Origin of the sequence: Nocardia speluncae NBRC 108251, assembly GCF_001613245.1 — a bacterium.
GTDB lineage: Bacteria > Actinomycetota > Actinomycetes > Mycobacteriales > Mycobacteriaceae > Nocardia > Nocardia speluncae.
Genome location: NZ_BDBZ01000056.1, coordinates 1 through 11,755, shown reverse-complemented (window position 1 = coordinate 11,755; position 11,755 = coordinate 1). Strand labels below are relative to the sequence as shown.

Genomic DNA, 11,755 nt, shown 5'->3' with positions numbered 1-11,755 from the left:
AACCAGATACCGCGCCAAACGATTCACCCGAGACGAAAACTCGCCATAGGACAGACTCGTCCCCTCGAACGACACCGCCACCCGATCCGGGTGCGCGGCCGCCATCCGCTCGAACCCATCCAGCAACAACCGCTCCGGCAACGCATGCCCGGTCGCATTCCACTCCGACAACACCCGGCCGCGCTCGGCCGAGGCCAGAATTTCCAGATCGCCCACGGGAGCGGAGGGGTCCGCCACGATCCGGCGCAGCAACCGGGTGAACCGGTCGGCGAAACCCTGCACCGTGGCGCGGTCGAACAGATCTGTGGCGAAGGTCAAGTATCCGACTACCCCGCCGGGTTCGCCCGCGGTGTCGTAGGAGTCGCTCAGGATGAGGTTCAGGTCGAACTGGGAGACCTCGGTATCGATATCGACACCGGAAACGGTGAGCCCCGGCAACTCCAGGCTCGACTGAGCCAAGTTCTGGAAGGTGAATCCCACCTGGAACAGCGGGTGCCGGGCGGTCGACCGGGCCGGGTTCAGTACCTCGACGAGTCGTTCGAACGGTACGTCCGCATTCGCGAACGCCGCGATATCCAGCTGCCGCTGCCGCGCGAGCAGCTCGGTGAACGCTTCGCCCCGATCGAGCCGGGTCCGGAACACCAAGGTGTTGACGAACATACCGATCAGATCGTCGAGCGCCTGTTCGCCGCGGCCGGCCACCGGGGTACCGATGGTGATGTCGTCGGTGCCCGAGAGCCGTGACAGCAGCAGCGCGAACGCGGTATGCGTCACCATGAACAGGGTCGCACCCTGCTGCTGCGCCAACCGCTGCAAACCATTGTGGATCTCGGCGTCGATATCGATAGCCACCCGGCCACCGGTGAACGACTGTACTGCCGGACGCGGCCGATCCATCGGCAGGTCGAGCTGCTCCGGGATCCCGGCCAGCGCCGACTCCCAGTACCCGAGCTGCTGCGCCGCCAGCGATCCCGAATCGGATTCGTCGCCGAGCAGGTTGCGCTGCCAGATACTGAAATCGGCGTACTGCACCGGCAACGGCGCCCACGCCGGAGACTCCGCCGCGGCCCGCGCGGCATAGGCGGTCATCACATCGCGCGCCAGCGGACCGACCGACGAGCCGTCTGCCGCGATATGGTGCGCCACCAGCGCGAGCACGAACTCGCCGGCGGCAACGGTGTCCTGCGCACCGGTCGCGACGACCGGATCGTCCAGACGGAACAGAGCCACCCGCAGTGGCACCTCGGCGGTCACATCGAAGCCGGTGGAAGCCAGTTCCGTCACGGCCGCACCGATATCCGCGCCGGCCACCGACCGCACTGTGAGCTCCGGAACCGCCTGGGCCGCCGGTAGCACCAGCTGCACGGGACCGGATGCGGAATCCGGGTACACCGTGCGCAGCACCTCGTGCCGCGCCACCAGATCCGCGACCGCGGCCCGCAGGGCGTCCACATCCAGCTCACCGGACAACCGGATCGCCATCGGAATGTTGTAGGCAGCAGACGCACCGTCGAAACGGTTCAGGAACCACATCCGCTGCTGCGCCAGCGACAACGGCGCAACATGCTGAACCTCACCGGACTCGGTGACCCGGGTCGGCCGCGACTGCGGCACCAGGGCCGCCCGGCCACCCGAACCAGCATGCTGCTCGACCCGAACAGCCAAACCGGCCACCGTGAACGCCTCGAACAACGCCCGCACCGGAACAGTCGTATCCAGCGCCTTGCTCAACCGCGCCGCAACCTGCGTCGCGACCAGCGAGTTACCGCCCAGGGCGAAGAAGTCATCGTCGGCGCCGACCTGATCGATCCCGAGGACCTCGGCGAAGGTATTCGCCACGATCTCTTCGATCGGCGTGGACGGCGCCCGGAACTCCCGCGCCTCGAACTCGGGCTCCGGCAGGGCCTTACGGTCCAGCTTGCCGTTCACGTTCAACGGCAGCGCCGCGAGTTCGACGAACGCCGCGGGAACCATATAGGACGGCAACCGTTGCGCCAGCGTGTCCTGGATACGTGCGAAATCCGGTCCGGCGCCGGACGGAACCAGGTAACCGACCAGCCGATCGCCGGTCCGCGGGTCCGACTTCGCGACAACAGCCGCCTGCGCGACCTCCGGCAACGCCAGCAACGCCGCCTCGATCTCACCCAACTCGATCCGGAAACCACGAATCTTGACCTGGAAATCGGTACGACCCCGATACTCCAGACCACCCGAACGACTCCAGGCAACAAGGTCACCCGTGCGATACATCCGCTCGCCCGCAGCAAACGGATCGGCCACGAACCGCTCCGCACTCAAGTCCACGCGACCGAAATACCCGTGCGCCAACTGCACACCGGCCAAATACAACTCACCCGACACACCATCGGGAACCGGACGCAACCGGCCATCGAGTACGTGCACCCGCGAATTCCACTGCGGCGCACCGATCGGCACAGAAATATCGTCGGCCGCCGTGACCCGGTGCGTCGTAATCGACACCGCGGCCTCGGTCGGACCATAGAGGTTGAACAACCCGACACCCGGATGGTCGGCCAGCACTCGCTGCGCGGTCGCGGCCGGCAACGCCTCACCGATGGCCAGCACCCGGCGCAACGACGCAGACATGCCTTCGTCGGTAACCAGCAGCGCATCCAGCATCGACGGAACCACCGTCAACGTGGTCACGCCCTCGCGGGCCATCAACCCGTTGAGATAGGACGGATCGCGATGACCGTCCGGGGCGGCGATGACCGTCCGGCCACCGCATACCGTGGCGGTCCAGAACTCCCATACCGACAGGTCGAACGTGGCCGCGGTCTTCAACAGAATCGCGTCCGAGGCGTCCATCGCGAATTCGGCCCGGACGTAGCGCAACTGGTTCACGATGCCCGCGTGCGGCACCGCCACACCCTTCGGGCGGCCCGTCGAACCCGACGTGAAGATCACGTACGCGGTATTCGACGACCGCAACGGCGACACCCGATCCGCATCGGTAACCGGAGTATCCGCATAGCCGGAGAGATCGAGAGTGCTCAGGTCCACCACCGGCGCACTGCCGGTCTCGAATCCGCTCTCGGCATTCGTCAGCACACATACCGGTGCCGCGGCCTCCAGAATGTAATCACTGCGCTCGGCAGGCTGATCCGGATCCAGCGGCACATAAGCACCACCCGCCACCGTCACCGCATACATCGCGACCACGAGATCCACCGACCGCCGCAACGCCAACGCAACCCGAACCTCGGGACCGACCCCCCGGCCGATCAGGTACCGAGCCAAACCGTTGACCCGCGCCCCCAACTCGGCATAGGTCACCTGCGATCCATCGGCAGCCACCAACGCCACCGCACCTCGATGGGCGGCCGCCGTAGCATCCAGCAGCGATACCAGGGTGTCGTCGGAATCCAGTTCCCGGGCAGTTGTATTTCGCTTCGCCAGCGCCGCCCGCTCCGCAGAATCCAGAATGTCCAGCTCGCCGACCACCGACTCCGGCGCCGCGATGATCTCACCCAGCAACCGCACGAAGCGGTCCACGAATACCTGCGCGGTAGCGGGATCGAACAGATCGGTGGCGTAGGTGAGGTGGCCGCTGACTCCGGTCGGTGCACCGGAGCTGTCGTAGTCGTCACCGATGATCAGGTGCAGATCGAACTGGGAGATCTCGGTATCGATATCGACACCCGACACCGTCAAACCGGGCAGTTCCAGACTCGACTGCGCCAAGTTCTGGAACGAGAAACCCACCTGGAACAACGGATGCCGAGCCGTCGAACGAACCGGGTTCAGCACCTCCACCAAACGCTCGAACGGCACATCCGCATACGCGAACGCCTGCAAATCCACCTCACGCTGACGCGCCAGCAGATCCGTGAACGCCTCACCCTGATCCAACTGCGTCCGGAACACCAGCGTGTTCACGAACATACCGACCAAGTCCTCGAGCGCCCGCTCACCACGACCCGCGATCGGGGTACCGATAGTGATGTCGTCGGCGCCGGACAGTCGCGACAACAGGACCGCGAACGCGGTATGCGCCACCATGAACAGGGTGGCATTCTGCTGCTGCGCCACCCGCTGCAAACCGGCATGGGTTTCGGCGTCGATCTCGACCGCGACCCGGCCGCCGCTGTAGGACTGCACCGCCGGACGAGGGCGATCCGCCGGGAGATCCAGCTGATCCGGAATCCCGGCCAGCGCCGACTCCCAGTACCCGATCTGCTCGGCCGCGAGCGATTCCGGATCGGATTCGTCGCCCAGCAACTCCCGCTGCCAGATACTGAAATCGGCGTACTGCACCGGCAACGGTGCCCAGCCCGGCGCCTCACCTGCGATCCGCGCGGCATACGCGGTCATCACGTCCCGAGCCAGCGGGGCGACCGACGAACCGTCACCGGAGATGTGGTGCACCACCATCGCCAGCACGAATTCACCGGCCGGCGCTCCGGAGCCACGGCCGGTATCCGCGGTTTCGCCCACCCGGAACAGCGCGACCCGCAGCGGGACCTCGCCGGTCACGTCGAACCCGGTCGACGCCAATTCCGCAACGGCCGAAACGACCTCATCGGCGGTCACCGACCGCACCTCGAGCTGAGGTACCGCCCGGCCCACCGGCAGAACGACCTGCACCGGACCCGACTCGGCATCCGGATACACCGTGCGCAGCACCTCGTGCCGCGCCACCAGATCCGCGACCGCCGCCCGCAGGGCCTCGATATCGAGTTCACCGGACAACCGGATCGCGAGCGGAATGTTGTAGGCCGCCGTATCGCTGTCGAAGCGGTTGAGGAACCACATCCGCTGCTGCGCCAGCGACAACGGCACCGCATCCTGGACTTCGCCCGACTCGGTGACCCGGGTCGGCCGCGACTGCGGCACCAGGGCCGCCCGGCCACCCGAACCGGCATGCTGCTCGACCCGCACCGCCAAACCGGCAACGGTGGGGGCTTCGAACAACGCACGGACCGGGACAGTCGTATCCAGGGCCTTGCTCAACCGCGCCGCAACTTGGGTCGCGACCAGCGAGTTACCGCCCAGGGCGAAGAAATCGTCGTCGGCGCCGACACGAGCGGCACCCAAGACCTCGGCGAAGGTATTCGCCACGATCTCTTCGATCGGAGTCGACGGCGCCCGGAACTCCCGCGCCTCGAACTCGGGCTCCGGCAGGGCCTTACGGTCCAGCTTGCCGTTCACGTTCAACGGCAGCGCCGCGAGTTCGACGAACGCCGCGGGAACCATATAGGACGGCAACCGTTGCGCCAGCGTGTCCTGGATACGTGCGAAATCCGGTCCGGCGCCGGACGGAACCAGGTAACCGACCAGCCGATCGCCGGTCCGCGGGTCCGACTTCGCGACAACAGCCGCCTGCGCGACCTCCGGCAACGCCAGCAACGCCGCCTCGATCTCACCCAACTCGATCCGGAAACCACGAATCTTGACCTGGAAATCGGTACGACCCCGATACTCCAGACCACCCGAACGACTCCAGGCAACAAGGTCACCGGTCCGGTACATCCGCTCGCCCGCAGCAAACGGATCGGCCACGAACCGCTCCGCACTCAAGTCCACGCGACCGAAATACCCGTGCGCCAACTGCACACCGGCCAAATACAACTCACCCGACACACCATCGGGAACCGGACGCAACCGGCCGTCCAGCACGTAAACGCGGGAATTCCACTGCGGCACACCGATCGGCACCGCGACCTGGTCGGCCTCGGTCACCCGATGCGTCGTAACCGACACCGCAGCCTCGGTCGGACCATAGAGGTTGAACAACCCGACACCCGGATAGTCGCCCAGCACCCGCTGCGCGGTAGCCGCGGGCAACGCCTCACCGATGGCCAGCACCCGGCGCAACGACGCAGACATGCCTTCGTCGGTAACCAGCAGCGCATCCAGCATCGACGGAACCACCGTCAACGTGGTCACACCTTCGCGGCGCATGAGGGTATTGAGATAGGCAGGGTCACGATGACCATCCGGGGACGAGATGACCATCCGGCCACCACACGCCGCGGTGGTCCAGAACTCCCATACCGACAGGTCGAACGTGGCCGCGGTCTTCAACAGAATCGCGTCCGAGGCGTCCATCGCGAATTCGGCCCGGACGTAGCGCAACTGGTTCACGATGCCCGCGTGCGGCACCGCCACACCCTTCGGGCGGCCCGTCGAACCCGACGTGAAGATCACATACGCCGTATTCGACGCACGCAACGGAGATACGCGCTCGGTGTCCGCAACCGCAGCGGTATCGAAACCACCGAGATCCAGGTCGTCGAGCAGCACCACCGGCGCACTGCCGGTCTCGAATCCGCTCTCGGCATTCGTCAGCACACATACCGGTGCCGCGGTCTCAAGAATGTAATCACTGCGCTCGGCAGGCTGATCCGGATCGACCGGCACATAAACGCCACCGGCCACCGTCACCGCATACATCGCGACCACGAGATCCACCGACCGCCGCAACGCCAACGCAACCCGAACCTCGGGACCGACCCCCCGGCCGATCAGGTACCGAGCCAAACCGTTGACCCGCGCCCCCAACTCGGCATAGGTCACCTGCGATCCATCGGCAGCCACCAACGCCACCGAATCCGCACCCGCCGCGACGGAACCGTCGAGCAGTGATACCAAGGTCTGCGACGAATCCAGCTCGCGGGCAGTCGAATTACGTTCGGTCAGCGCAGCCCGCTCCGCCGAGGCCAGCAGATCGAGGTCGCCCACGGCCACCGACGGCTCCGCCACGAGTTCACGCAGCAACCGCACGAAGCGGTCCACGAAGCCCTGCGCGGTCGCGTGGTCGAACAGCGCGGTGGCATAGGTGAGGGCGCCGGTGATACCGGCGGGCGCACCCGAGGTCTCGTAGTGGTCACCGATGATCAGGTGCAGATCGAACTGGGAGATCTCGGTATCGATATCGACACCCGACACCGTCAAACCGGGCAGTTCCAGACTCGACTGCGCCAAGTTCTGGAACGAGAAACCCACCTGGAACAACGGATGCCGAGCCGTCGAACGAACCGGGTTCAGCACCTCCACCAAACGCTCGAACGGCACATCCGCATACGCGAACGCCTGCAAATCCACCTCACGCTGACGCGCCAGCAGATCCGTGAACGCCTCACCCTGATCCAACTGCGTCCGGAACACCAGCGTGTTCACGAACATACCGACCAAGTCGTCCAGCGCCCGCTCACCACGACCCGCGATCGGGGTACCGATAGTGATGTCGTCGGCGCCGGACAGTCGCGACAGCAGCACGGCGAACGCGGTATGCGCGACCATGAACAGCGTCGCGCCCTGGCGTTGCGCCAGCCGCTGCAAACCGGCATGGATCTCGGAATCGATCTCGACCGCGACCCGGCCGCCGCTGTAGGACTGCACCGCCGGACGGGGACGGTCGGCCGGCAGGTCGAGCTGATCCGGAATCCCGGCCAGCGCCGACTCCCAGTACCCGATCTGCTTCGCCGCCAGCGATCCCGGATCGGATTCGTCGCCCAGCAACTCCCGCTGCCAGATACTGAAATCGGCGTACTGCACCCGCAGTGGTGCCCAGCCCGGCGCCTCACCTGCGATCCGCGCGGCATACGCGGTCATCAGATCACGCGTCATCGGCACCACCGAGGAACCGTCACCGGAAATATGGTGCATCACCAGGGCCAGCACGAACTCGCCGTGCGAGCCTGCGGTTTCGCCGCCGGCCCCATTGGTCGCGACCGCTTCCGCGACGTCCACGGTCCCGACACGGAACAGCGCCACCCGCAACGGCACCTCGGCGGTCACATCGAAACCGGCCGACACCAATTCCGCCACGGCCGCAACGACATCGTCGGCGGCCACCGGCCGCACCGCGAGCTCGGGGACGGCCTGTCCCACCGGCAAGACCACCTGCACCGGACCGGATTCGGTCTCCGGATACACCGTGCGCAGCACTTCGTGCCGCGCCACGAGATCCGCGACGGCCGCCCGCAGGGCGTCCACATCCAGTTCACCGGACAGCCGGATCGCGAGCGGAATGTGATACGCCGCCGAATTCTCGTCGAAGCGGTTCAGGAACCACATCCGCTGCTGCGCCAGCGACAACGGCACCGCATCCTGGACCTCACCCGACTCGGTGACCCGCGTCGGCCGCGGCTGCGGCGCCAACGCCGCCCGCCCGCCGGTCCCGGCGTGCTGTTCGACCCGCACCGCCAAACCGGCGACAGTTGATGCCTCGAACAGCGCCCGCACCGGCACTGTGGTGTCCAGCGCCGCACCCAGCCGGGCCGCGACCTGGGTCGCGATCAGCGAGTTACCACCCAGCTCGAAGAAATCGTCATCCGCACCGACTCGATCGATCTCGAGCACATCGGCGAAGATTCCGGCCACGATCTCTTCGATCGGGGTCGAGGCCGACCGGAATTCCCGGGCCTCGAACACCGGCTCCGGCAGAGCCTTGCGATCCAGCTTCCCGGACGCATTCAACGGGAACTCGTCGAGCACTACGAACGCGGCCGGAACCATATAGGCCGGGAGCCGCTCGGACAGCTGCGTGCGCAACTCGTCGGTGTCGAGGAGCGCGTCCCGGGCGGGGACCACATAGCCCACGAGCCGGTCCCCGATATTCGGGTCGGACTTCGCCACGACCACTGCGCGCGCCACCGCAGCGTGTTCGGTGAGGGCCGCCTCGATCTCGCCGAGCTCGATACGCTGACCGCGCACCTTCACCTGGAAATCGGAACGTCCCACATAGACCAGCTCGCCGGCGTCTGTCCAGCGCACGACATCGCCGGTGCGGTACATCCGCTCACCGGTACCGAACGGATCCGCAACGAACCGGTCCGCACTCAGATCCGGGCGTCCGACGTAGCCGCGGGCCACCTGCGCGCCCGCCAGATACAACTCACCTGCGACACCCACCGGAACCGGCCGCAGCCGCGAGTCCAGCACGTACACCTGCGCGTTCCACACCGGACCGCCGATGGGAACCGCACCGGAAACACGGTCGGCGACCGCGGCGTGCGTGGCGTGCACCGCGAATTCCGTGGGGCCGTAGAGGTTGTACAGCGCCACCTCGGACACCTGGCGCACGGCCGCGACCACGTCACCGGTGAACGCCTCACCCGCCACGAACAGCATCCGCAGCGACCCCAGCGCGCTCGGATCCGCGGCGGCGCTCTCCGCGAACACCGACAGCATCGACGGCACGAACGACGTCGCGGTGACACGCTGTTCGGCGATCACGGAGGCGAGGTAGATCGGATCGCGGTGGCCGTCGGGTTCGGCGACCACCATGCGGGCGCCGACGGTCAACGGCGCGAACAACTCCCACAGCGATACGTCGAAGGTCGCGGGGGTCTTGAACAGCACCACATCGTCGCTGGAAATCCCGTATTCGCCGACGATCCAGGCGATCTGATTGGCGATCGCCGCGTGCGATACCGCCACACCCTTCGGCCGGCCGGTCGAACCCGACGTGAAGATCACGTATGCCGTGTTCCCGGTCCGCAGCGGCGCGTTCCGGTCGGCATCGGTGACAGTGGAGGCGTCGTAACCACTGGTGTCGAGTGTGTCCAGGGTCAGCACCGGGGCGTTCGCGGCCGCCCCCGCGCCGACCGCACCGAGATCGGCGACGGTCGTCAGTACGCACTGCGGATCCGCGGTGTCCAGGATGTGCCGGATCCGCTCACTCGGATGGGCCGGATCCAGCGGCACGTAGCCGCCGCCCGCGGCGATGACGGCATACATACCGACCACGAAATCCAGCGACCGCGAGACCAGCAGCCCGACCAGCGATTCCGGGCCCACACCCTGCGCGATCAGACGCCGGGCCAACCGGTTGACCCGCGCATCCAGCTCCGCGTACGTGATCTCGGCACCATCGGAAATCACGGCCACGCGGTCCGGGAACCGGGCGACCGCCCGCGCGAACCCGTCGAGTGCCAGCGTTTCCGGCACCGTGTGCTCGGTCGCGTTCCACTCCGCCAGCACCCGGGTCCGCTCGGCCGGCGCCAGAATCTCCAGCTCGCCGACCGGGATCGAGGGATCAGCGAGGATCCCGGCCAGCAGGCGGGTGAACCGGTCGACGAAGCCCTGTGCTGTCGCGTGATCGAACAAGTCGGTGGCGTAGGTCAGGAAACCGGTCACCCCCGCGGGATCGCCCGCGGCGTCGTAGCTGTCCCCGACCAGCACATGCAGATCGAACTGCGAAACCTCGGTATCGACCTCGACACCGGAAACCACCAGGCCCGGCAGCTCCAACCGCGACTGCCCCATGTTCTGGAAGGTGAATCCCACCTGGAACAGCGGATGCCGCGCCTGCGACCGCGCCGGGTTGAGCACCTCCACCAGACGCTCGAACGGCACATCCGCGTGCGCGAACGCCTGCAGATCCACTTCGCGCTGGCGGGCCAGCAGATCGGTGAACGCCTCCCCGCGTTCCACCTGCGTCCGGAACACCAGCGTGTTCACGAACATACCGATCAGATCGTCGAGTGCCCGCTCACCACGACCCGCCACGGGGGTGCCGACCGTGATGTCGTCCGTACCCGACAAGCGCGACAGCAGCACCGCGAACGCCGTATGCACCACCATGAACAGGGTCGCGCCGCGCTGCTGCGCCAACTGTTGCAGACCGGCATGGGTCTCGGCATCGATCGATACCTCGACCCGGCCGCCCTGATACGACTGCGCCGCCGGACGCGGCCGGTCCGCCGGGAGGTCCAGCTGGTCCGGAATCCCGGCCAGCGCCGCCTGCCAGTACCCGAGCTGTTCGGCCGCAACCGATTCCGGATCGTTCTCGTCGCCGAGCAGTTCACGCTGCCAGAGCGCGTAATCGGCGTACTGAACCGGAAGCGGGGCCCAGCCCGGCGTCTCCCCTGTGGTCCGCGCGGAATACGCGATCATCACATCCCGGATCAACGGCCCCACCGAGGAACCGTCACCTGAGATATGGTGCACCACCATGGCCAGGACGAACTCGTCTGCGGCACCGTCGATATCGAACAGCGCGACCCGCAGCGGCACCTCGGCCGTCACATCGAAACCGGCCGATGCCAGCTCCGCCACGGCCGCGACGACTTCCGAACCGGCGACCGACCGCACCTCGAGCTGCGGTATCGCCTGCCCCACCGGCAGCACCACCTGCACCGGACCGGATTCGGTCTCCGGATACACGGTCCGCAGCACCTCGTGCCGCAGTACCAGATCGGCGAGCGCCGCCCGCAGCGCGTCCACATCGAGTGCACCCGAGAGCCGGATGGCGAACGGCAGATTGTAGGCAGCCGAGGCTCGATCGAAACGGTTGAGGAACCACATCCGCTGCTGCGCCGACGACAGCGGCAACCGTTGCGGCCGCGGCCCCGCCACGAGCGCCTTACGCGTTCCCGCGCCCGCCTGCTCCTGAATCCGCGCGGCCACCGCGGCCACCGTGGAAGCCTCGAACAACACCCGGACCGGGACCTGGGCATCCAACGCCTGACCGACCCGGGCGGCGACCTGGGTCGCAATCAGTGAGTTACCGCCGAGGGCGAAGAAATCGTCATCGGCACCGACGCGCTGCACTCCGAGGACATCGGCGAAGACCCCCGCCACGATCTCCTCGATCGGGGTCGACGGCGCACGGAACTCACGCGTCTCGAACACCGGCTCCGGCAGAGCCTTACGATCCAGCTTGCCGGAGGTGTTCAGCGGGAACGCATCGAGTTCGACGACGGCCGCCGGGACCATGTAGGTCGGAAGGACATCACGGAGCGTATCCAGCAGGACCCCGGAGACGATTCGCTCTCCCGGCGCC

At 66.9% G+C, this 11,755-nt stretch carries 1 protein-coding gene; it reads right to left on the bottom strand.

The genetic code is table 11. The annotated features are described in order from the left end of the window. The coding region (locus NS6_RS33535) for a non-ribosomal peptide synthetase (protein WP_157113111.1) at positions 1 to 11,755 on the bottom strand (11,755 nt) is incomplete at both ends.